This is a genomic window from Enterobacter cloacae complex sp. Mu1197 (assembly GCF_040059225.1).
Taxonomy (GTDB): Bacteria; Pseudomonadota; Gammaproteobacteria; order Enterobacterales; family Enterobacteriaceae; genus Enterobacter; species Enterobacter quasiroggenkampii.
Map to the genome: position 1 here is coordinate 1,781,275 of NZ_CP157375.1, position 20,849 is coordinate 1,802,123.

The 20,849-nt window shown below is 53.6% G+C and carries 22 protein-coding genes; 15 read left to right on the forward strand and 7 right to left on the reverse strand.

Translation table 11 applies throughout. From position 1 onward, the window contains the following. Positions 1-368 precede the first annotated feature (368 nt). A complete protein-coding gene (rluC, locus tag ABFV38_RS08405) occupies positions 369-1,316 on the forward strand; it encodes a 23S rRNA pseudouridine(955/2504/2580) synthase RluC (RefSeq protein WP_048027428.1) in 948 nt (315 codons plus the stop codon). 79 nt (positions 1,317-1,395) lie between these two features. Here the strand turns inward: rluC and ABFV38_RS08410 are convergent, their stop codons facing one another. Beyond that, on the reverse strand, positions 1,396-1,980 hold the full coding sequence (locus ABFV38_RS08410) for a nucleoside triphosphate pyrophosphatase (protein WP_048027429.1): 585 nt from the start codon (positions 1,978-1,980) through the stop codon (positions 1,396-1,398). A gap of 140 nt (positions 1,981-2,120) precedes the next feature. Here ABFV38_RS08410 and yceD point away from each other — a divergent pair, with 140 nt between their 5' ends. The 8 genes from yceD to fabF all read left to right on the forward strand — a co-directional run bounded on the left by yceD (position 2,121) and on the right by fabF (position 8,323). Then, complete coding sequence (gene yceD, locus ABFV38_RS08415) at positions 2,121-2,642, forward strand: 23S rRNA accumulation protein YceD (RefSeq protein ID WP_014883375.1); 522 nt, start codon at positions 2,121-2,123, stop codon at positions 2,640-2,642. 16 nt (positions 2,643-2,658) lie between these two features. Then, a complete protein-coding gene (gene rpmF / locus ABFV38_RS08420) occupies positions 2,659-2,832 on the forward strand; it encodes a 50S ribosomal protein L32 (RefSeq protein ID WP_003857964.1) in 174 nt (57 codons plus the stop codon). 80 nt (positions 2,833-2,912) lie between these two features. After that, complete coding sequence (gene plsX, locus ABFV38_RS08425; RefSeq protein ID WP_063621375.1) at positions 2,913-3,947, forward strand: phosphate acyltransferase PlsX; 1,035 nt, start codon at positions 2,913-2,915, stop codon at positions 3,945-3,947. 6 nt (positions 3,948-3,953) lie between these two features. After that, positions 3,954-4,907 carry a beta-ketoacyl-ACP synthase III gene (locus ABFV38_RS08430; protein ID WP_008500797.1) on the forward strand — a complete coding sequence of 318 codons (954 nt, stop codon included), beginning with the start codon at positions 3,954-3,956 and terminating at the stop codon, positions 4,905-4,907. A 15-nt stretch (positions 4,908-4,922) separates the two neighbouring features. After that, positions 4,923-5,852 (forward strand): ACP S-malonyltransferase, encoded by a 930-nt coding sequence (gene fabD / locus ABFV38_RS08435; RefSeq protein ID WP_045910200.1) that lies wholly within the window; start codon positions 4,923-4,925, stop codon positions 5,850-5,852. Between the two features lie 12 nt (positions 5,853-5,864). Next, positions 5,865-6,599: a 3-oxoacyl-ACP reductase FabG gene (gene fabG / locus ABFV38_RS08440; protein WP_008500795.1), complete on the forward strand. Its 735-nt coding sequence runs from the start codon at positions 5,865-5,867 to the stop codon at positions 6,597-6,599. A 154-nt stretch (positions 6,600-6,753) separates the two neighbouring features. Beyond that, entirely contained in the window at positions 6,754-6,990 is a 237-nt protein-coding gene (gene acpP / locus ABFV38_RS08445; protein WP_003857954.1) for an acyl carrier protein, read from the forward strand. Between the two features lie 91 nt (positions 6,991-7,081). Further along, positions 7,082-8,323, forward strand: coding sequence for a beta-ketoacyl-ACP synthase II (gene fabF, locus ABFV38_RS08450; RefSeq protein ID WP_348959106.1), 1,242 nt, complete (start codon positions 7,082-7,084; stop codon positions 8,321-8,323). A 56-nt stretch (positions 8,324-8,379) separates the two neighbouring features. Here fabF and ABFV38_RS08455 read toward each other — a convergent pair whose 3' ends face one another. The 6 genes from ABFV38_RS08455 to ABFV38_RS08480 all read right to left on the reverse strand — a co-directional run bounded on the left by ABFV38_RS08455 (position 8,380) and on the right by ABFV38_RS08480 (position 14,312). Next, a complete protein-coding gene (locus ABFV38_RS08455) occupies positions 8,380-8,835 on the reverse strand; it encodes a fimbrial protein (protein WP_348959107.1) in 456 nt (151 codons plus the stop codon). 83 nt (positions 8,836-8,918) lie between these two features. Beyond that, complete coding sequence (locus ABFV38_RS08460; protein WP_348959109.1) at positions 8,919-9,437, reverse strand: fimbrial protein; 519 nt, start codon at positions 9,435-9,437, stop codon at positions 8,919-8,921. 12 nt (positions 9,438-9,449) lie between these two features. Then, a complete protein-coding gene (locus ABFV38_RS08465) occupies positions 9,450-10,436 on the reverse strand; it encodes a fimbrial protein (RefSeq protein ID WP_348959111.1) in 987 nt (328 codons plus the stop codon). A gap of 13 nt (positions 10,437-10,449) precedes the next feature. Next, a complete protein-coding gene (locus ABFV38_RS08470) occupies positions 10,450-12,990 on the reverse strand; it encodes a fimbria/pilus outer membrane usher protein (RefSeq protein WP_348959112.1) in 2,541 nt (846 codons plus the stop codon). 24 nt (positions 12,991-13,014) lie between these two features. Continuing rightward, a complete protein-coding gene (locus tag ABFV38_RS08475) occupies positions 13,015-13,689 on the reverse strand; it encodes a fimbria/pilus periplasmic chaperone (RefSeq protein ID WP_235404171.1) in 675 nt (224 codons plus the stop codon). A 74-nt stretch (positions 13,690-13,763) separates the two neighbouring features. Next, on the reverse strand, positions 13,764-14,312 hold the full coding sequence (locus ABFV38_RS08480; protein ID WP_348959114.1) for a fimbrial protein: 549 nt from the start codon (positions 14,310-14,312) through the stop codon (positions 13,764-13,766). Positions 14,313-14,719: 407 nt separating this feature from the next. Here ABFV38_RS08480 and pabC point away from each other — a divergent pair, with 407 nt between their 5' ends. From pabC to ptsG, 6 genes are all read left to right on the forward strand, one after another. Next, positions 14,720-15,529, forward strand: a complete 810-nt coding sequence (pabC, locus tag ABFV38_RS08485; protein WP_348959115.1) for an aminodeoxychorismate lyase — start codon at positions 14,720-14,722, stop codon at positions 15,527-15,529. 2 nt (positions 15,530-15,531) lie between these two features. Further along, positions 15,532-16,554 carry a cell division protein YceG gene (gene yceG / locus ABFV38_RS08490; RefSeq protein ID WP_048027445.1) on the forward strand — a complete coding sequence of 341 codons (1,023 nt, stop codon included), beginning with the start codon at positions 15,532-15,534 and terminating at the stop codon, positions 16,552-16,554. Further along, positions 16,544-17,185: a dTMP kinase gene (tmk, locus tag ABFV38_RS08495; RefSeq protein WP_348959118.1), complete on the forward strand. Its 642-nt coding sequence runs from the start codon at positions 16,544-16,546 to the stop codon at positions 17,183-17,185. Before yceG ends, tmk begins: the two co-directional genes overlap by 11 nt. Continuing rightward, entirely contained in the window at positions 17,182-18,186 is a 1,005-nt protein-coding gene (holB, locus tag ABFV38_RS08500) for a DNA polymerase III subunit delta' (protein WP_348959119.1), read from the forward strand. Before tmk ends, holB begins: the two co-directional genes overlap by 4 nt. Before the next feature lie 10 nt (positions 18,187-18,196). After that, positions 18,197-18,991: a metal-dependent hydrolase gene (locus ABFV38_RS08505; protein ID WP_045910206.1), complete on the forward strand. Its 795-nt coding sequence runs from the start codon at positions 18,197-18,199 to the stop codon at positions 18,989-18,991. A gap of 297 nt (positions 18,992-19,288) precedes the next feature. Next, positions 19,289-20,722 carry a PTS glucose transporter subunit IIBC gene (ptsG, locus tag ABFV38_RS08510; RefSeq protein WP_008500788.1) on the forward strand — a complete coding sequence of 478 codons (1,434 nt, stop codon included), beginning with the start codon at positions 19,289-19,291 and terminating at the stop codon, positions 20,720-20,722. The last annotated feature ends 127 nt before the right edge of the window (positions 20,723-20,849 follow it).

Sequence of the window (20,849 nt, forward strand, 5' to 3'; positions counted from 1 at the left end):
AGAGAACAATCCTTATACCGGGAAGTACTGCAACCCGCAGCCCGCTAACTGCCTGAAAGATCAATACGTCTTACGCCATTGCTGCGTGGATGATCGGTCAGACAAAATTGGTCATTCCGTCAACATCCTTACTTAACCAGGATTTAACACGGAAAACAGCCTCATTATTCCACTGCTCGCCGGGTTATAGCAAGATGACTTTTACCAATTATCACCCGGTTACTCACAGTTTCTTCACTTCAGAATGGCGATTGGTTTAATAACCACCAAATCGGTTGCGCGAAACGGGGGACAGGCCGGATAAAAGTAAATATAAGCATAGAAAAATGAGTGGCGCTAATGGCTGTCGATATTTAGAATCGCCAACCATGAAAACAGAGACTCCAGCCGTAAAAATGGTTGCCATCGCCGACGATGAAGCGGGGCAACGTATCGATAACTTTTTGCGTACCCAGCTGAAAGGGGTGCCAAAGAGCATGATTTATCGCATCCTGCGTAAGGGCGAGGTGCGGGTTAACAAAAAACGCGTGAAGCCTGAGTATAAACTCGAAGCCGGTGACGAAGTCCGTATTCCGCCGGTGCGCGTGGCAGAGCGTGAAGAAGAGACCGTTTCACCAAAGCTGCAGAAAGTGGCGGCCCTGAGCGATGTCATCCTTTACGAAGACGACCATATTCTGGTGTTGAATAAACCGTCAGGAACGGCAGTCCATGGCGGTAGCGGTCTGAGCTTCGGCGTGATTGAAGGGCTGCGTGCCCTGCGTCCGGAAGCGCGCTTCCTTGAGCTGGTGCACCGTCTTGACCGCGACACTTCAGGCGTCCTGCTGGTGGCGAAAAAGCGTTCCGCGCTGCGTTCCCTGCATGAACAGCTGCGTGAAAAAGGGATGCAGAAAGACTATCTGGCGCTGGTGCGCGGTCAGTGGCAGTCCCATGTAAAAGTGGTGCAGGCGCCGCTGCTGAAGAACATTCTGCAAAGCGGTGAGCGTATTGTCCGCGTGAGTCAGGAAGGGAAACCGTCTGAGACGCGCTTTAAGGTTGAAGAGCGCTATGAGTTTGCCACGCTGGTGCGCTGCAGTCCGGTGACCGGTCGTACCCACCAGATCCGCGTGCATACGCAGTTTGCAGGGCACCCCATCGCCTTTGATGACCGCTATGGCGACCGCGAGTTTGATAAGCAGCTGGCGGGGACAGGACTGTCGCGTCTGTTCCTGCATGCGGCAGCGCTGAAGTTTACCCATCCGAATACCGGTGAAGTGATCCGTATTGAAGCGCCGCTGGATGAGCAGCTGAAACGCTGTCTTAAGGTTTTGCGCGGCTGATTTTGTGCCGGGTGGCGCTGCGCTTACCCGGCCTACAAAACCCGTAGGCCCATGCAAGCGAAGCGCCGCTGGGCAAAAGTCACATGATCAGCGGATTACACTCTTCTCGCCGTAACATCTGACACAAGGCAATCAGCGGTAACCCCACCAGGGTGTTGGGATCGCGACCGTCCAGCTTGTCGAACAGCGCAATCCCTAATCCTTCACTTTTAAAGCTCCCCGCGCAGTTCAGCGGTCGCTCACGGCGCACATAATCCATAATCTCTTGCTCGCTGAGATGACGGAAGTGTACGTCGAACGGCTCACACTCGGTTTGCAGATGGCCTGACGCGGAGTTATAGAGGGCCAGGCCCGTATAGAAGGTCACGATAGTACCGCGCGCACGCAGAAGCTGCTGGCAGGCATTTTCCTCTGTATGGGGCTTGCCGGTGATTTCGCCGTCCAGCACGCAAACCTGATCGGAGCCTATAATCAAATGCGAAGGATAGCGTGTGGCCAGCGATTGCGCCTTCTCCTTAGCAAGACGCGTCACCAGATGGCGCGGTGACTCGCCCGGCTGTGGCGTCTCATCCACCTCTGGCGCGGCGCATTCAAACGGGATCCCGAGCTTTTCCAGCAGCATTCGGCGGTAGGGAGACGTGGAAGCAAGGACGAGATTTGGCATATTTTTATCACCAGATATAGCGTATCGATGCCAGCCATTTTAAACTACAGGCCGCAATGTGTGCGAATAATTGGCAAAAGGCAGCTCTGGTTGCCTTTTTCTTTGACTCTATGACGTTACAAAGTTAATATGCGCGCCCTATGCAAAAGGTAAAATTACCCCTGACTCTTGATCCGGTTCGTACGGCTCAAAAACGCCTCGATTACGAAGGTATCTATACTTCCGATCAGGCTGAGCGTATTGCCGAATCCGTAGTCAGTGTGGACAGTGATGTAGAATGCTCCATGTCGTTCGCTATCGACAACCAGCGTCTCGCCGTTTTAACCGGTGATGCAAAGGTGACGGTAACGCTCGAGTGTCAGCGTTGCGGGAAACCGTTTGTACAGCATGTTCACACAACGTATTGTTTCAGTCCGGTTCGTTCTGACGAACAGGCTGAAGCACTCCCGGAAGCGTATGAGCCGATTGAGGTTAACGAATTCGGTGAAATCGATCTTCTGGCTCTGGTTGAAGATGAAATCATCCTCACCTTGCCAGTGGTTCCGGTGCATGATTCTGAACACTGTGAAGTGTCCGAGGCGGACATGGTCTTTGGGGAACTGCCTGATGAAGCGCAAAAACCAAACCCATTTGCCGTATTAGCCAGCTTAAAGCGTAAGTAATTGAGGAGTAAGGTCCATGGCCGTACAACAGAATAAACCAACCCGTTCCAAACGTGGCATGCGTCGTTCCCATGACGCGCTGACTGCAGTTACCAGCCTGTCTGTAGACAAGACTTCTGGTGAGAAACACCTGCGTCACCACATCACCGCTGACGGTTTCTACCGCGGCCGCAAGGTTATCACTAAGTAATCACGCGTCAGCGTGATTAGGCTTAGTGAGGAGCTCCCCGTGCAAACGGGGAACTTACCGAACCAGGCTGCGACGATACCTTGACACGTCTAACCCTGGCGTTAGATGTCATGGGGGGAGATTTTGGCCCTTCCGTGACAGTGCCTGCAGCATTGCAGGCACTGAATTCTAATTCGCAACTCACTCTTCTTTTAGTCGGCAATCCCGACACAATCACGCCATTACTTGCAAAAGCTGACTTTGAACAACGTTCACGTCTGCAGATTATTCCTGCGCAGTCAGTTATTGCCAGTGATGCCCGACCCTCGCAGGCGATTCGTAATAGCCGCGGCAGCTCGATGCGGATAGCGCTGGAGCTGGTGAAAGAAGGTCGAGCCCAGGCTTGCGTTAGCGCGGGAAATACCGGCGCGCTGATGGGGCTGTCGAAATTATTGCTCAAACCGATTGACGGTATTGAGCGTCCGGCGCTGGTGACGGTGTTGCCGCATCAGCAGAAGGGCAAGACGGTAGTGCTCGATTTGGGCGCAAACGTCGATTGTGATAGTACAATGCTGGCTCAGTTTGCCGTCATGGGATCGGTGCTGGCAGAAGAAGTGGTCGGGATCAACACTCCCCGTGTTGCGTTACTGAACATTGGTGAAGAAGAGACCAAAGGCCTGGACAGCATTCGCGAAGCAGCTGAATTGCTCAAACAGGTTCCCTCCATCAACTATATTGGTTATCTCGAAGCCAATGAGTTGTTGACGGGTAAAACGGATGTTCTGGTGTGCGATGGCTTCACCGGGAACGTGACGTTGAAAACCATGGAAGGGGTCGTGCGGATGTTTCTTTCTCTGCTGAAATCACAGGGAGAGGGCAAAAAAAGCGCCTGGTGGCTGATTTTATTGAAGCGTTGGTTACAAAAGAGCCTGACGCGGCGATTCAGTCACCTCAACCCCGACCAGTATAATGGCGCCTGTCTGTTAGGATTGCGCGGCATCGTGATTAAGAGTCATGGCGCCGCCAATCAGCGAGCATTTGCTGTCGCGATTGAACAGGCAGTGCAGGCGGTGCAGCGACAAGTCCCTCAGCGGATTGCCGCTCGCCTGGGATCTGTATTAGCTAAAAGTGACTGAGCGTACATGTATACGAAGATTTTAGGTACCGGCAGCTACCTGCCAAAACAGGTGCGTACCAACGCCGATCTGGAAAAAATGGTAGATACGTCTGACGAGTGGATTGTCACGCGCACAGGTATCCGTGAACGTCGTATTGCCGCGCCAGACGAAACCGTGTCGACCATGGGTTACGAAGCCGCACAGCGTGCTATCGAAATGGCGGGCATTGATAAAGAACAGATCGGTTTGATCGTGGTGGCCACGACGTCTGCCACGCATGCTTTCCCAAGCGCGGCGTGCCAGGTGCAAAACATGCTCGGTATTAAGGGCTGCCCGGCGTTTGACGTCGCTGCCGCATGCGCAGGTTTTACCTATGCGCTGAGCGTAGCCGATCAGTACGTGAAGTCCGGTGCCGTTAAATATGCGCTGGTGATCGGTGCGGACGTGCTGGCGCGTACCTGCGATCCGACCGATCGCGGAACGATCATTATTTTTGGTGATGGTGCGGGTGCGGTGCTGCTGGGGCAGTCCGAAGAGCCGGGTATCATCTCTACGCATCTGCATGCTGATGGCAGCTATGGCGAACTGTTGACCCTGCCTAACGCCGATCGCGTAAATCCGGACAACTCGATTTACCTGACGATGGCAGGGAACGAGGTGTTCAAGGTGGCGGTGACTGAGCTTGCGCACATCGTTGATGAAACGCTGGAAGCGAATAACCTTGAACGCTCCGCGCTCGACTGGCTGGTGCCGCATCAGGCGAACCTGCGTATCATCAGCGCAACCGCGAAAAAGCTGGGCATGTCGATGGATAACGTTGTGGTGACGCTGGATCGTCACGGCAACACCTCTGCGGCGTCAGTACCGTGCGCATTTGATGAAGCGGTACGCGACGGGCGAATCAAACGGGGCCAGCTGGTCTTGCTTGAAGCCTTCGGTGGCGGGTTCACCTGGGGTTCCGCGCTGGTTCGTTTCTAGGATAAGGAATAAAAAATGACGCAATTTGCTTTTGTGTTCCCGGGGCAGGGCTCTCAAACCGTTGGGATGTTGTCTGAAATGGCAGCAACCTATCCGGTCATTGAAGAGACTTTCCGTGAAGCTTCTGATGCACTGGGTTATGATTTATGGGCGCTGACCCAGCAGGGTCCTGCCGAAGAGCTGAACAAAACCTGGCAGACCCAGCCCGCGCTGCTGACCGCGTCCGTTGCGCTGTGGCGTGTCTGGCAGCAGCAGGGCGGTAAAGCGCCCGCACTGCTCGCAGGACATAGCCTGGGTGAATACTCAGCGCTGGTTTGTGCCGGTGTGATCGCGTTCGCTGACGCGGTTCGTCTGGTGGAACTGCGCGGTAAATTCATGCAGGAAGCAGTGCCAGAAGGCACGGGTGGCATGTCAGCCATCATCGGTCTGGATGATGCCGCGATTGCAAAAGCGTGTGAAGAGTCTGCTGAAGGTCAGGTTGTCTCTCCGGTTAACTTCAACTCGCCGGGCCAGGTGGTTATCGCCGGTCATAAAGAAGCGGTTGAGCGTGCCGGTGCAGCCTGTAAAGCGGCGGGGGCGAAACGTGCGCTGCCGCTGCCGGTCAGCGTGCCGTCTCACTGTGCGCTGATGAAGCCCGCTGCCGAGAAACTGGCGGTTGAGCTGGAAAAAATTACGTTTAACGCACCGACAATTTCCGTTGTGAACAACGTCGATGTGAAATGCGAAACCGCGCCGGAAGCTATCCGCGACGCGCTGGTTCGCCAGCTCTACAGCCCGGTACAGTGGACCAAAACCGTTGAGTTTATGGCCTCTCAGGGCGTTGAGCATCTGTATGAAGTCGGCCCAGGGAAAGTCCTCACCGGTCTGACAAAACGTATTGTTGACACCCTGACAGCCTCGGCGATTAACGAGCCGGAAGCGATGTCAGCGGCACTCTCGCAATAAAAGAGGAATACCATGAGTTTTGAAGGAAAAATTGCCCTGGTCACTGGCGCAAGCCGCGGTATCGGGCGTGCAATTGCTGAAACACTGGTTGCGCGCGGCGCGAAGGTGATTGGGACAGCAACCAGCGAGAATGGCGCTCAGGCTATCAGTGAATATCTGGGTGCAAACGGTAAAGGTCTGGTACTGAATGTGACCGAACCTGCATCTATCGAATCTGTTCTGGAAAATATTCGCGCAGAGTTTGGCGAAGTGGATATTCTGGTAAACAACGCCGGGATCACTCGCGATAACCTGTTAATGCGAATGAAAGACGACGAGTGGAACGATATTATCGAAACCAACCTGTCATCTGTATTCCGTCTGTCAAAAGCGGTAATGCGCGCTATGATGAAAAAGCGTCATGGTCGTATTATCACTGTCGGTTCTGTGGTTGGTACCATGGGAAATGCTGGTCAGGCTAACTACGCTGCGGCGAAAGCCGGTCTGATTGGTTTCAGTAAGTCGCTGGCGCGTGAAGTCGCGTCCCGCGGTATTACGGTAAACGTTGTTGCTCCGGGCTTTATTGAAACGGACATGACGCGTGCGCTGACTGATGAGCAGCGTGCGGGTACGCTGGCGGCAGTTCCGGCGGGTCGTCTTGGCGACCCTAAAGAAATCGCCAGTGCGGTTGCATTTTTAGCCTCTGACGAAGCGGGTTACATCACTGGTGAGACCCTCCACGTCAACGGCGGGATGTATATGGTTTAACCACGATGAAAAATATTTGCGTTATTAGGGCGAATGGCCTCAAAATAACGTAAAATCGTGGTAAGAACTGCCGGGATTTAGTTGCAAATTTTTCAACATTTTATACACTACGAAAACCATCGCGAAAGCGAGTTTTGATAGGAAATTTAAGAGTATGAGCACTATCGAAGAACGCGTTAAGAAAATTATCGGCGAACAGCTGGGCGTTAAGCAGGAAGAAGTTGTGAACTCCGCTTCCTTCGTTGAAGACCTGGGCGCAGATTCTCTTGACACCGTTGAGCTGGTAATGGCTCTGGAAGAAGAGTTTGATACTGAGATTCCGGACGAAGAAGCTGAGAAGATCACCACCGTTCAGGCTGCCATTGATTACATCAACGGTCACCAGGCGTAAGTGAACATCTCCAGGCGGTCATTCGACCGCCTGAGTTTTATCTTTTTTAGTCCCACGAATCTCTTTTTTTATCCCTCCCTGGAGGACAAACGTGTCTAAGCGTCGTGTAGTTGTGACCGGACTTGGCATGTTGTCTCCTGTCGGCAATACCGTAGAGTCCACCTGGAAAGCTCTCCTTGCCGGTCAGAGCGGCATCAGCCTAATCGACCATTTCGATACTAGCGCCTATGCAACGAAATTTGCTGGCTTAGTAAAGGATTTTAACTGTGAAGAGATCATCTCGCGCAAAGAGCAGCGCAAGATGGATGCCTTCATTCAATATGGAATTGTCGCTGGCGTTCAGGCCATGCAGGATTCTGGCCTTGTGATTACGGAAGAGAACGCAACCCGTATCGGCGCCGCTATCGGCTCCGGGATTGGCGGTCTTGGCCTGATCGAGGAAAACCATACATCCCTGATGAATGGCGGCCCGCGTAAGATCAGTCCCTTCTTCGTTCCGTCCACGATTGTTAATATGGTGGCAGGTCACCTGACCATCATGTTCGGCCTGCGTGGGCCAAGCATTTCTATCGCCACCGCCTGTACGTCTGGCGTACATAACATCGGCCAGGCCGCGCGCATTATTGCGTACGGCGATGCAGATGCTATGGTTGCCGGCGGTGCTGAAAAAGCCAGTACCCCACTGGGTGTCGGCGGTTTCGGCGCGGCCCGTGCGCTTTCTACCCGCAACGATAATCCACAGGCGGCAAGCCGTCCGTGGGATAAAGACCGTGATGGCTTCGTGCTGGGCGACGGTGCGGGCATGATCGTACTGGAAGAGTACGAACACGCGAAAAAACGCGGTGCGAAAATTTATGCTGAAGTCGTTGGCTTTGGTATGAGCAGCGATGCGTATCACATGACGTCTCCTCCGGAGAACGGTGCAGGTGCTGCGCTGGCGATGGAAAACGCGATCCGTGATGCGGGTATTACCCCGGCTCAGATTGGCTACGTCAACGCGCACGGCACTTCTACACCTGCAGGCGATAAAGCGGAAGCTCAGGCGGTTAAGTCTATCTTCGGCGAATCTGCCAGCCGCGTTATGGTGAGCTCCACGAAATCCATGACCGGTCACCTGTTGGGTGCGGCGGGTGCAGTAGAGTCAATCTACTCCATCCTTGCGCTGCGCGATCAGGCTGTTCCACCCACCATCAACCTGGATAACCCGGATGAAGGTTGCGATCTGGACTTCGTTCCTCACGAAGCGCGCCAGGTTAGTGGAATGGAGTATACCCTGTGTAACTCCTTCGGCTTTGGCGGTACCAACGGTTCTCTGATCTTCAAGCGTGTCTAGCAGATCCTGAAGCCAAAAAAACGGAGCGCATTGCGCTCCGTTTTTTTTTCACTTGATCACTGGTACGTAAAGGTGAGCTGAACGACCGTCCTGAACTCGCCTGCTGTTACCAGCCCCGTCGGGGTATACATTCGTGCAGAAAGCGGGAATACCGCACGGCGACTGGTACCGTCGATATTCACCGCCAGCTTGCCCGCGGGCGGGATCTCCTTGAGATGATCGCGGGTCATGATCTGGAGCGCCATACCTGTTGCACTGCCTTGTGCGTTGGCAAATTTCGTGCCGTCATCTTGATCGGCATTGCCGCTGAACAGCGCGGTCACCTGCGTGGTTGAGAGAGGGCAGCCTGTAAGTGTGAGCTCAAAGTCCTGCCACTCGCTGGTATTGCCAACCTTCGTGTAGTCAACGGCGCGAGCCTGATCAAATGTGACGGTCTGTTCTTTGGTGCCCGTATCTACCGTACAGGCGGAAGCGACGACGGTTCCGCTTAAATTGATATTGGCAGCGTACACTGCATGCGTTCCACTGACTGCTAACAGACAGGCAAGAGCAAGAAGCCGTTTAGTTTTTTGTTGCGCCATTGTCCTGTCCCGACTTACTGGTAGGTAAAGGTTGCCTGCACCTGGCCAACGATAGTCCCCGGCATTACGCTGCCGGTTGATACGGCGCGAGCGCGCATGGCAAGGTCATAGCTGTGAGACGCGGGAATCGCAACGTTTTGCAATGTTGCGCCATTCTTGTAGGCAGTATTACTGGCGCTGTCCGTCAGCTCCAGTTTCAGGTTAGTGGCCGTTCCCGTGTTTTTATAATAATTCCCGTCGGTGTCAGCGGTACCGGCAAAGGCGACGCTGAAAGAGGTGGTTGAGGCGGGGCAACCGGTAAGGCGAAGCGTGACGTTAGTCCAGGGGGTGGCGCTGCCGCTGGTTGACAGCGAGTCCGCCTGAATATTATCACCCAGGTTCACGGTCAGCGATTCGTCACTGCCATTTACCTCGCAGGGAGACGCGATAACCTTACCCGTAATATCAATATTGACCGCCTGGCTGGCCGTGGAATAAAGTCCACCTAAAGCAAGGATACACAGTACGATTTTCTTTCCATTAATAATTTGCATAAACAATCCTTATTAGTTGTATGTTACTTTGAGTTCGATAGCTGATTTGACGTTGCCGGGCCTGACGCTGTCGGCGTCGTCAACAAAATAAGCCACTTTGAAGTCCGGAATTTTATAGTCACCGGAACCGTTGTAGTCGTTTAGCGGCACGGGGCCGTTGACAATATGTGGTGACCCATCAGCATTCTGCACCTGGACAAATACATTTTGCGCATAGCCCTCGCCACTCACGGTATTCATCACGCCGTTTGCAGCATCGTGGGTACCGTATACAGCTGAGAAGTTATAGGAGATCCCGTCAACGGCTCCCGGGCAATTTGTTAAAGAAATAGATGGCGAAGCGGTAGCTAACTGCGCCCCATTTTTGAGGACATTGCCATAAAGCGTAGGTAGACTGATTTCAGTCGGTGCGCTGACTGTACATGCATCCACCTTAGGCTGCGTGCCTATTCCAGCCATAATAACGCCTGACATTACCGCGGGACCTTCGCCGTCCGGGTTATAGACATTAAGGGTCACCGTGGGTGCTGAGGTAATGCGACCCGCAGGAACCTTATCTAACAGTCTGACGAGCCGGTACTGCAAATGGTAGTAAGTTGATATCCAGGTAGCGCTGGTCACGGTCGTCAGGTCGAGCCGGTAATTAGGCGCCGTTGTGGTTTGAGCGGGTGTAAACCCGCTCATACCTGGTACAACTTTAAACTGGATACCAATCCCTGGATTATTTGTTACCCATGAGACGCCATCACCGCTCAGCGTGCCATTGACCGAGAGCTCCATATAGGAGTGGTTACCTTCACTGCTGTTGATTTCATATTTGATAGAACCCGAGTCGCTCCAGGTGCTGCTGGTTTCACCCACTGCAGCGGGAACGGTGAAATCATCAAGGTCATAAGTCATCACATGGAAGTTAACGACCGAAAAATAGTCAGCATGGGCAGGGATGATGGCGAAAAAAGTGCTCATAATCATCGCGGTGAATATAGGTAGCTTCTTCATTACTTGAGTCTCTCTATTGGCAGGTGGCATTGAGTTCAATCACGCCGCTTGCCGGGGTCTCTTCCGGAAGACGGTAGCTGATGCTGCACTGTTCTTTTGAAGCATTACCCCATTTCAGCAACAAGGAACCCTTCTGCGGCATGCCGGTTAAATAAACCTGTCCGCTGTCGCCAACAATGCTGCCTGACGCATTGTCGGAATTTGTCACCATCGCCCCAAACGGCACAGGCTCACCGTTGCTGCGCGTCAGCGTCATGAGCACACGCTTACCAACGCGTGTGTCGAAACGAGCACGAACAATCGCACCGCGCGTTGGCGTGATCTTCTGACTGGAGAGTTCTACGTCAGCACCGTCTGGCAGGGTCGCTGTATCCAGCGACAGCGTGGATTCCCGATACGGTGTGACATAAGGCACGACGGTATAACCGCGGAAGTCGGTTCTGACCCCGGTCTGGTTGCTGATGGTTACGCCATCCGCACCAGGGGCTTCTACCAGTGCGGCGGTTTCACCCAACGCCTGGCTCAGCGTTACGCCGTGGGCATGGGCGACAATACCGCCTTCAATACCGTAGTTAACACGCTTTTGGTCATGGTCGTAGCTGTAGGCGGTATTCGCCCGGGCGTAGGTGCCCTGATAATCCAGGCTGGCATAGCCACCGTTGCCTTCACCGTGGTTGGTTTGACTCTCCTGCACGTTCCAGTTGAGGTTACGATCTTCAAGCAGGGAACCGTTCAACCCGACGTTATGGCTGGTATCACCGCGTTTACTGGCGTTCATGCTGTACGTGGCGTAGCTATTACTTAACCAGCGGTCGAGAGGCATGCTGATACTTAACGAGAAGATCTGATCTTCGTCGTAGATTTTGTCGTTTTCGGAATCCGTTGTATTGCGGTTATAGCTGTAGTTAAGGTTATAGGTGATGCCAGCCCAGCTGTTGCTATAGCCAACGCCGATAGAGCGCATTTTACGGTCGCTGTTCCAGTAGTCCTCGCTCATTGTCGTTAATGACAGTGAGCCCAGGTTTTCACCGATGTTCTGATTTAAAAGAAACTCGGCGCGGTTACGTCGACGGTCGTAATTGTTACGCGATTCGTCGTTACGCCAGGTATCCAGCACCTCAGGCAAGGTGTAGTAGCCCGAGGTGGAATAGCGATACCCGGCGATGGAAATATTCGTCCCGGTTTCCAGGATGTTTTTACTGTAGCGAACGCGCCACGACTGGCCGGTTTCTTTATCCTGATCCTTTTGAATGGACCATGCCTGGGTGCCATCTACCGATACTGCACCGATTGTGCCGAAGTTTTTCCCAAGGCCGGAAAGCAAAGACTGATAGTGCTGCGAGAACTGACCGCCGCCATACACTGTAAATCCGGCTGGCAGACCGTAAATGGCAGTAGCCTGGGTAAACATTTCTTTGTCGATATCGCCATCATAGGGACGATACTGACCGCTGGTCAGACTGTACTTGAAACGACCTTCACGCTGCAGTACGGGTAATGAGGCAAACGCGACGGTTTGATGCTGTTCGCTGCCGTCAGCCTCTTTAATGGTGACATCAAGATCGCCACTGCTCCCTGTCGGGTACATATCGGTGATTTCGAACGCGCCTGGCGAAACGTAGCTTTGATAGATGGTGTAGCCATTCTGCTTAATAATCACTTGAGCGTTCGTACGGGCGATACCGCGCACCACCGGTGCATAGCCGCGCAGGCTGTCTGGCAGCATGTCATCATCAGACGCGAGCTGTGCGCCGCGAAACGGTACGCTGTCGAACATATCCGACGGCGCATTACTGTCACCCACGGTCAGTTGGCTTTTTAAGGGGATAACATTGCGCTGCGCGTAGGTATAAATGGAATCCCAGCTTTCCTGAGCATCGCTGCCGCTTTTGCTACGGTTCCAGGTGCTGTAGTTTCGGATGCGCCACGGCCCCACGTTTAGCCCTGGACGCAGACTCAGGTAGTAGTTGTCAGAATCCGGGATATCGCTGCGACGCCCTTGCGTATTATCGCCGCTGAAGCTGTAGTTAAGCAGCAGGGCATTTATCCCTTCATCAAGCTGCTCGGGTGCGACATAGCCACGCGCCTGGGCGTTAACGGCCGCCTGCGGTACAGAAAGCTGCAGACGCTGGCGCTCAAAGATAAATTCGGCGCTGGCCTGGGGGATCGCGCTTAAATCGGCACAGTTGCCCGCCAGAGCAGGAAATTGTTCAACACGAATGCCGAACTCACGCAACATCTCTGGATTCAGACATGGCTGCAGGGAGCTCTTACCAGCGGCGTCTTTATTCATAATAAAGTCGATATCATACGTGCCAACCGCGGTATTATTGAGTATGACGTCAACACGGTAGGTACCCGGCATCTGGCCGACGCCCTCTTCAAAAGCGGACAGATCGGTCAGATCTTTCCCTGGCCCGTCAATGCCCAGCAGTGCAGGGTCAAAGTATTCGCGGGCCATTGCGCTATTACTTAACGGCATGGCGCACTGCAAAGCGATAAAGCAGGCGAGCTGACTTAAAGTCAGCGTTTTTTTGTATGCGTCTGCATGCATCCCGATATCCTTTCGGTAATGGTATTAGAGGCGCGCGCGATGCTCGACGCCGACGGAGCCAAAATCATCAATCAGAGTCCAGGTCACATCCCCGGTGGCATTGACAGGCAGGGTAAAGCTGGCTGAACTCATCGGTGCGACGTAGGTCGCGTCCTTCACCATGCCAGTACCGACCTTCAGTTTGCTGAAGTTCATGTAGTACGCCGTAGGATTACTGACCGTCAGCGTGTTGCCGCTGCGCTGCCATGTGAGCTTGCCGGTGAGTGTTTCCGGCTGTTGCGTCAGTGATTTTGGTCGGTAGATCAGTTTGATTCGTGTCTTCACCGCAATTTGCAGGGTATTGGCATTGTCCAGTTTTTCGGTTGCCGGAATGGATTTAATATTCATCCAGTAAAGCGATTCGCGATCTTCTGGCAGATTACCGCCTGTGCGTATAATACGCAGTGTGTTTTCCTGGCCTGAACCAAGACGAAAGAGCGGCGGGGTGACCATGAAAGGGGATTTATCCGCGCTGTTTTCACCCGCATCACTCCACGACTGAATGAGATAGGATGATTTATCAGGGTTTTTAACGCTAAGAGAGGTCTCCTTTTTTTCGCCGTTATAAATAACGCGCGTTCCACCAACAATAACGCCTGCCTGAACGGATGCCGTAACGCTAAGCAAGGTTGCAGCAATAATGGGGATGTATTTATTCATGGTGTTACCTTAAAAATAAAGCCGGAGCGCTTCCGGCTTTATGCTTTTTTCAACGGAAAAACCGTTTTCAGTGTTTAGTTATAGGTCAGCGTAAAATTGACGGAAGCATTAGCATCACCGCCCGTTACCGCAGCTTTGGTAGCAATATACCGTGCGAAGAAATCAAGCTTGGTTGATTCCGGCGCGGCTGAACTGCCTTTGATGGTGACGGCTTTAGACGCGGTACCGAGCGGAAGAGCGGAGCTGTCTGCGTTTAGAAGCTGAATGGCGACACCGTCGGCAATGCCCGCGGTGCCGTAGTTTGTTAGCTGCAGATATTCATTATTGGCGGCATCCGGCGTTCCGTCATACTTAACAGAGACAGGTTTACCCAGCAAGTCTGCCGGGCAACCGCTTAATACCAGTGAGAATTTGGTCGTCGCGGCGGTGTCCCCTGCAGCGGCGAATGCGGTTTTTGCCACTTCACCCATTTTAACAGCCTGTGGGTTAGTGACGCTGCTGTCGACCTGACAACCTGCTTCAATGATCTTGCCCGTGAAGTTAACGGTACCATCCTGTGCCATAACGGAAGATGCCATTCCCATCGTGGTGAGCAGTACCGCAGCAGCAAATTTTCCTTTCATTTCAAAAGTTCCTTTTTGGTTTATTTTCTTTGCAAATATTAATCAAGACCACTTAGTAAGTGAGCTTGATTAATAACGAATTGCATGTTACTCCATCTGCAAAGCTTGATTTCATCCTGGGTGGAATTATTGATCGGAACTATAATTCACATAGGGTGATTCTCACAACCAACTAAATTTAAAATACAAATTTAAATTTCCTTAAAATATTCACATTATAAATAATGCGGCATTTAATATATTTATTTGCTGTTCCTTTGTATTTTTTCCATTGCCCAGAAATAACGCGAGTTGTGGCTATGCTTAAAAACTCCGAAATTCTATAGGGTTATCATAATATTGAGGTCAAAAAGCTTGCGATGCTGTCCTTCACCTGACACTCTGGTACGGCTGTGTATGGAGGGCAAATGTTTCTGATTAATGGCGAAGTGATTGATAAACTGGCAGCAAACGATCGTGGGGTTCAGTTTGGTGACGGCTGTTTCACCACTGCACGTATTGATGCCGGAAATGTTGTGATGTTAGCGCGTCATCTGGCTCGCCTTCAGGACGCCTGTACCCGACTGGCTATCCCGTTCCAGGACTGGGAATTACTCAGTGACGAAATGCGTCGCCTGGCGCAACCTCATCCGGAGGGCGTCCTGAAAGTGACGATCACCCGCGGGGCGGGGGGGCGAGGTTACAGTACGGCAGGGTGTCAGCATCCAACGCGCATCCTTCATGTTTCCCCTTATCCTTCTCACTATGTCCGCTGGAAAGCGGACGGCGTGACGCTGGCGCCCAGCCCGGTACCACTCGGGCGTAATCCTTATCTGGCGGGTCTCAAGCATCTGAATCGCCTTGAACAGGTCCTAATTCGTACTCATCTTGAACAGACGGACGCCGATGAGGCGCTGGTCCTTGACAGCGAAGGGTTCATTACGGAATGCTGTGCGGCTAATTTGTTCTGGCGACAGGGCAGGAACGTGTTCACCCCCGCGCTGGATCAGGCTGGCGTGAATGGCATAATGCGCCAATTTTGTTTGCAGCAGCTGGCACACTCTGACTTTCACGTTGTCGAAGTTAACGCAAAGGAAGAGGTGCTACAGACTGCTGATGAAGTCATCATTTGCAACGCGCTGATGCCTGTTGTGCCCGTTCGCGCCTGTGGCCAGCTACGCTGGTCGTCGCGCGAGCTGTTTCAGTTTTTAGCCCCGATATGTGAGCAAACCAGATAGTCATGAAAAAAATGTTGCGCTTTGTCCTTCTCCTCATTGTTGCGCTGGGCGTTGCTGGCGGAGCAGGCGTATGGAAAGTTCGCCAGCTGGCAGACAGCAAGATCCTGGTTAAAGACGAAACGATCTTTACCCTGAAAGCGGGAACCGGCCGCCAGGCGCTTGGGGAACAGCTCTATGGCGATAAAATTATCAATCGTCCACGGGTATTCCAGTGGTTATTGCGTGTGGAGCCTGAACTGTCACATTTCAAAGCCGGTACCTATCGCTTTACGCCGGGAATGACCGTCAGAGAGATGCTGCAGCTGCTGGAAAGCGGCAAAGAAGCCCAGTTCCCTCTGCGATTTGTGGAAGGGATGCGCCTGAGTGATTACCTCAAACAGCTGCGCGATGCGCCGTATATCAAACATACCCTGAAGGATGACAGCTACCAGACGGTGGCCGACGTGCTCAAGTTTGAGCATCCCGAATGGGTGGAAGGCTGGTTCTGGCCAGATACCTGGATGTACACCGCCGGTACGACCGATGTGGCGATCCTGAAGCGGGCGCACAAAAAAATGGTCGCCGCCGTGGATGCGGCCTGGGAAGGGCGAATGGAGGGTTTACCTTATAAAGATCAAAACCAGTTTGTCACCATGGCCTCGATTATCGAGAAAGAGACCGCCGTTGCCGCCGAGCGCGATCGGGTGGCGTCAGTATTTATCAACCGTCTGCGCATTGGCATGCGCCTGCAAACCGACCCTACCGTCATCTACGGCATGGGCGAGAGCTATGCCGGTAAGATCTCCAGAAAAGATCTGGAGACGCCAACGGCGTATAATACCTACGTGATTAGCGGTTTACCGCCTGGCCCGATTGCCACGCCGAGCGAGGCTTCTCTCAAAGCCGCCGCGCATCCGGCGAAAACACCGTATCTCTATTTTGTGGCTGATGGAAAAGGGGGACACACCTTTAACACCAACCTTGCCAGCCACAATCGCTCTGTTCAGGACTATCTGAAGGCACTTAAGGAAAAAAATGCTCAGTAAATACATTGTCATTGAGGGACTCGAAGGGGCGGGTAAAACCACCGCCCGCAACGTGGTGGTGGATACGCTGAAATCGCTTGGCGTCGCCGACATGGTCTTCACCCGCGAGCCGGGCGGTACGCAACTTGCGGAGAAACTGCGCAGCCTGGTGCTGGACATTAAATCCGTTGGCGACGAAGTTATCACTGACAAAGCCGAAGTATTAATGTTCTACGCGGCGCGCGTACAGCTGGTTGAGACGGTGATCAAACCCGCCCTGGCCGATGGCAAGTGGGTCATCGGCGATCGTCACGATCTGTCGACTCAGGCTTATCAGGGCGGTGGACGCGGTATTGACCAGACCATGCTGGCAACGCTGCGCAATGCCGTACTGGGGGATTTTCGTCCCGGCCTGACGCTCTATCTGGATGTGACCCCGGAAGTGGGTCTTAAACGCGCCCGCGCGCGCGGCGAACTTGACCGCATTGAACAAGAGTCGTTCGATTTCTTTAACCGCACCCGTGCCCGCTATCTTGAGCTGGCCGCACAGGACAGCTCCATTCGTACCATCGATGCGACGCAGTCCCTGGACGACGTCACGCGTGACATTCAGCAAACCGTGACGCAGTGGGTGCAGGAGCAGCAGGCATGAAATGGTATCCATGGTTGCGCCCGCACTTTGAACAGCTGATCGGCAGCTATCAGGCGGGGCGGGGGCATCATGCGTTACTGATTCAGGCATTGCCGGGAATGGGCGATGATGCATTGATTTATGCCATCACCCGTTTTCTGATGTGCCAGCAGCCGGAAGGGCATAAAAGCTGCGGCAAATGCCGCGGCTGTCAGCTGATGCAGGCGGGCACACATCCTGACTACTACACGCTTGAGCCTGAGAAGGGGAAAAGCGCGCTCGGTATCGATGCCGTGCGGGAAGTCAGTGAAAAATTGTACGAACACGCGCGGCTGGGCGGCGCTAAAGTGGTCTGGCTTAAAGACGCCACGCAGCTGACCGAGGCGGCAGCTAACGCCCTGCTGAAAACCCTGGAAGAGCCGCCGGTAAAAACGTGGTTTTTCCTCTCGTGCCGTGACCCGGGACGCTTGCTGGCGACGCTGCGCAGCCGCTGTCGTCTCCATCACCTTGCTGTGCCTCAGGAATCGTGGGCGCTGAGCTGGCTGGAGCGAGAGGTGACAACGTCACCTGAGAGTGCGCTGGCCGCCTTGCGCCTGAGCAGCGGCGCGCCCGCAGCGGCGCTGGCATTGCTGCAACCTGACGTCTGGTCGCAGCGAGAAACGCTTTGCCGGGCCGTCGAAACGGCACTGAATAACCACGACTGGCTAAGCGTATTGCCTGCGCTTAACAGCGATCAGGCCGTTGAGCGTCTGCACTGGCTGGCCTCGTTGCTGCTGGATGCCCTCAAACTTCAGCAAGGGGCAACGCTGCTGACCAACCCGGACGCGTGGACACTGGTGAATACGCTGGCGAACCGCCTCTCAGGGAGGATTCTTCATGCGATGCTTCATGAAATTTGCCAGAGCCGAGAACAGCTTTTAACCGTGACGGGTCTTAATCGCGAGCTTTTACTGACCGACCAGTTACTGCGTATTGAACACTACCTGCAACCCGGCACCACACCGCCGGTTTCCCATCTCTGAGAGAGACATTATGTTTTTAGTCGACTCACACTGCCATCTTGATGGCCTGGATTATCAATCCCTGCATAAAAACGTGGATGACGTGCTGGAAAAAGCCGCCGCCCGCGATGTGAAATTCTGCCTTGCGGTAGCGACGACGCTGCCGGGCTATCGCACGATGCGCGAGCTGGTGGGCGTTCGCGATAACGTGGTGTTTTCCTGCGGCGTACACCCGCTGAACCAGGATGAAGAATATGACGTTGACGATTTGCGTCGTCTGGCGGCGGAAGAGGGCGTGGTGGCAATGGGCGAGACCGGGCTGGACTATTTCTACACGCCGGAAACCAAACCGCGCCAGCAGGCGTCCTTCCGCAACCATATTCGCATTGGCCGCGAACTGAACAAGCCGGTTATCGTCCACACCCGCGATGCGCGTGCGGATACCCTGGCGATCCTCCGGGAAGAAAACGTGACGGATTGCGGTGGCGTACTACACTGTTTCACAGAAGACAGAGAAACGGCGGGTAAACTGCTTGATTTGGGGTTTTATATCTCGTTTTCCGGGATTGTGACGTTCCGTAACGCTGAGCAGCTGCGTGATGCTGCACGTTATGTTCCGCTCGATCGCATTCTGGTAGAGACCGATTCTCCCTATCTGGCGCCGGTTCCGCATCGCGGTAAAGAGAACCAGCCCGCGATGACGCGAGATGTGGCTGAGTACATGGCCGTCCTGAAGGGCGTCAGCATCGAAGAGCTGGCCCGCGTGACGACAGAAAACTTCTCCACGCTGTTCCATATTGACCCTGCCCGCCTGCAATCTGTCTGATACACCTGTTTTTTTTAGGCTCGTAATTAATAAATAAACCGAGTAAAGTTCACCGCCTCATTTGGGGCGGTGATGCTGTTTTTTGACACATCCGGACATGCTTTTTGTAAATAACTGAAAGTTTTTCGACCGTCTTAAGCTGAAACGTGATAGCCGTCAAACAAACTCAGAGGGAATTATTTTACTCTGTGTAATAAATAAAGGGCGCTTAGATGTCCTGTCCACGGCACGGTACTCCCCCCGGGCCAATGCGTGAAAGCGTAAAAAAAGCACAAATACTCAGGAGCACTCTCAATTATGTTTAAGAATGCATTTGCTAACCTGCAAAAGGTCGGTAAATCGCTGATGCTGCCAGTATCCGTACTGCCTATCGCAGGTATCCTGCTGGGTGTCGGTTCTGCTAACTTCAGCTGGCTGCCAGCCGTGGTGTCCCATGTGATGGCCGAAGCAGGCGGTTCTGTCTTTGCTAACATGCCACTGATCTTCGCGATCGGTGTGGCTCTGGGCTTCACCAATAACGACGGCGTATCTGCGCTGGCTGCAGTGGTTGCTTACGGCATCATGGTAAAAACCATGGCTGTGGTTGCGCCGCTGGTTCTGCATTTACCGGCAGAAGAGATCGCTGCGAAACACCTGGCAGACACCGGTGTTCTCGGCGGTATCATCTCCGGTGCGATTGCAGCGTATATGTTCAACCGCTTCTATCGCATCAAGCTGCCTGAGTACCTGGGCTTCTTCGCGGGCAAGCGTTTCGTTCCGATCATCTCTGGTCTGGCAGCGATTTTCACTGGCGTGATCCTGTCCTTCATCTGGCCACCAATCGGCTCCGCTATCCAGACCTTCTCTCAGTGGGCTGCTTACCAGAACCCGGTTGTGGCGTTTGGTATCTACGGCTTCATCGAGCGTTGCCTGGTGCCATTTGGTCTGCACCACATCTGGAACGTTCCATTCCAGATGCAGATTGGTGAATTCACCAACGCAGCAGGTCAGGTATTCCACGGCGATATCCCACGTTACATGGCGGGCGACCCAACTGCAGGTAAACTGTCTGGTGGCTTCCTGTTCAAAATGTACGGTCTGCCAGCAGCGGCGATTGCTATCTGGCACTCTGCGAAGCCAGAGAACCGTGCAAAAGTGGGCGGCATCATGATCTCCGCAGCGCTGACCTCGTTCCTGACCGGTATCACCGAGCCGATCGAGTTCTCCTTCATGTTCGTTGCGCCGATCCTGTACGTTATCCATGCGATTCTGGCGGGCCTGGCGTTCCCAATCTGTATTCTGCTGGGTATGCGTGACGGTACGTCCTTCTCTCACGGCTTGATCGACTTCATCGTTCTGTCCGGTAACAGCAGCAAACTGTGGCTGTTCCCAATCGTCGGTGCGTGCTATGCCGTTGTTTACTACACCATCTTCCGCGTGCTGATTAAAGCACTGGACCTGAAAACCCCAGGCCGTGAAGATGCGACAGAAGACAGCAAAGCGGGCGCGACCAGCGAAATGGCTCCTGCACTGGTTGCTGCGTTCGGTGGTAAAGAGAACATCACGAACCTGGACGCGTGTATCACTCGTCTGCGTGTGAGCGTTGCTGACGTCGCGAAAGTAGACCAGCCGGGTCTGAAAAAACTGGGTGCAGCTGGCGTAGTTGTTGCAGGTTCGGGTGTACAGGCGATCTTCGGTACTAAATCCGATAACCTGAAAACCGAAATGGATGAGTACATCCGCAACAACTAAGTTGTGACCCTGGGGAGACTAAGGCAGCCGAATGGCTGCCTTTTTTATTTGTGCTGTTTGTCATGCCCGGCGGCGCTGCGCTTACCGGGCCTACGAAATGCAAATGTAAGCCGGGTAAGGCGTAGCT